General features: G+C 62.2%; 2 protein-coding genes. One reads left to right on the forward strand and one right to left on the reverse strand.

Annotated features, from left to right (window positions below; genetic code table 11):
- The first annotated feature begins 29 nt into the window (after window positions 1–29).
- On the forward strand, window positions 30–971 hold the full coding sequence (locus EN750_RS33490; RefSeq protein ID WP_127321001.1) for a glyoxylate/hydroxypyruvate reductase A: 942 nt from the start codon (window positions 30–32) through the stop codon (window positions 969–971).
- On the opposite strand, the gene EN750_RS33495 is transcribed toward EN750_RS33490, so the two are convergent.
- A complete protein-coding gene (locus EN750_RS33495) occupies window positions 968–1,330 on the reverse strand; it encodes a hypothetical protein (protein WP_127399208.1) in 363 nt (120 codons plus the stop codon). The genes EN750_RS33490 and EN750_RS33495 overlap by 4 nt on opposite strands.
- Between the last annotated feature and the right edge of the window lie 259 nt (window positions 1,331–1,589).

The raw sequence follows: 1,589 nt of genomic DNA on the forward strand, positions 1-1,589 counted from the left end.
TTTGCGTAGAGAGGGACTAAAAGACCGCAATGGAAAAAGGCCGTATCCTGCTTGCCGTCACCGGCTTTCATCCGCAGCGCTGGCGCGAGCTCCTGTCGGCCGAGCGCGAGGTGGTGCTGGAGCCCGACGGCGCCAGCGACCCGTCGATCACCTATGCCGTGGTGTGGAAGCAGAAGCCGAACCTGTTGTCGTCGCTGCCCAATCTGCGCGCCATCTTTTCGATCGGCGCCGGCGTCGATCATATCTTCGCCGATCCCGGCCTGCCCGATGTGCCGATCGTCAAGGTCGTCGCCGACAACCTCACCCAGTACATGACCGAATATGTCGTCTGGCGGGTTCTCGATCATCACCGCCAGGGCCTGCTCTACCGGTCGCAGCAGCCGAAGAAGATCTGGCACGAGCCGCAGCAGAGGCCTGCCGGTGACATTTCGGTCGGCATCATGGGCCTCGGCAGTCTCGGCCGCGCCGCGGCCTCGGTGCTTTTGTCGCTCGGCTTTGCCGTCAATGGCTGGTCGCGCACCGACAAGGCCATGGAAGGAGTCGCGACCTATTCCGGCGAGGCTGGACTGATCCCCTTCCTCAAGGCCACCGACATCCTGGTGGTGCTTTTGCCGCTGACGCCGGAGACCAAGGGCATTATCAACTACGGCGTGCTGAAGGAATTGCGGAAGCGCAACGGCCTCGGCGGTTCGGTGCTGATCAATGCCGGGCGCGGCCGTCTGCAGAAGGATGCCGACATCTTGCGGGCGCTGGATGACGGCACATTGAAGGAGGCGAGCCTCGACGTGTTCGAGGTCGAACCGCTGCCGAAGACCAGTCCGCTGTGGGGGCATCCAAAAGTGTTCGTGACGCCGCACGCGGCAGCGACCTCCGATCCGGTGCATCTGGCGCCGATCATGCTGCGCCAGATGGACGCCTTCGAACGCGGTGAAAAGCTGGACAATCTGGTGGACCGCAAGGCGGGGTACTAGCCAGGCAGAGCGAGCTTCTTCTGCTTGTCCGGCTGGCCGCAGTCGCGTCGATCGATCGACCGGTTCATGGCATCGATCTCACCGCTCGCCTTGTCGGTATCGCGCTTGGCTTTGGAGCGCATGTCAGGCGTGAACGGGCCGAAGCCCATCGCCGGGTTGGAGAATGTCGGCTTGGCCTTCGCCGGAAGGTTGTATTGCTGCGCCAAGCCGTTGCGCTGCGCCAGCAACTGATCGCACGGCACGGTGTCGTATTGCAGGGAGGACTGGACGTTCGCATCCTGCTGTTCCGACATCGACGTGCCGCCGACACAGCCGGTGGTCAGCAGGCAAGAGGCCAAGATCATCATGTTCCAGCGCATCGGCTATGCTCCTCCTGATATCCCGCCCTGATGCGAGCAGATCGCAAATATCAGTCGCGCATGCAAATCGGACTTTTTCACAGCAAGAAGCGGCGAGGCTGCCCCTCCGCTGGCGCGTGGCTGACGGAGCATCAAACGAAAAACCCGCCTGCGCGGCGGGTCACTGGCGCAAATCAGCACCATGGGCGAAAATGTACCATAGCTGAGGGCAGGGTGTCAAGAAAAAATTCCTATCATGGAAAGCCTTCGGCACTGCCGA

The organism is Mesorhizobium sp. M7A.F.Ca.ET.027.03.2.1, from assembly GCF_003999175.1.
Taxonomy (GTDB): Bacteria; Pseudomonadota; Alphaproteobacteria; order Rhizobiales; family Rhizobiaceae; genus Mesorhizobium.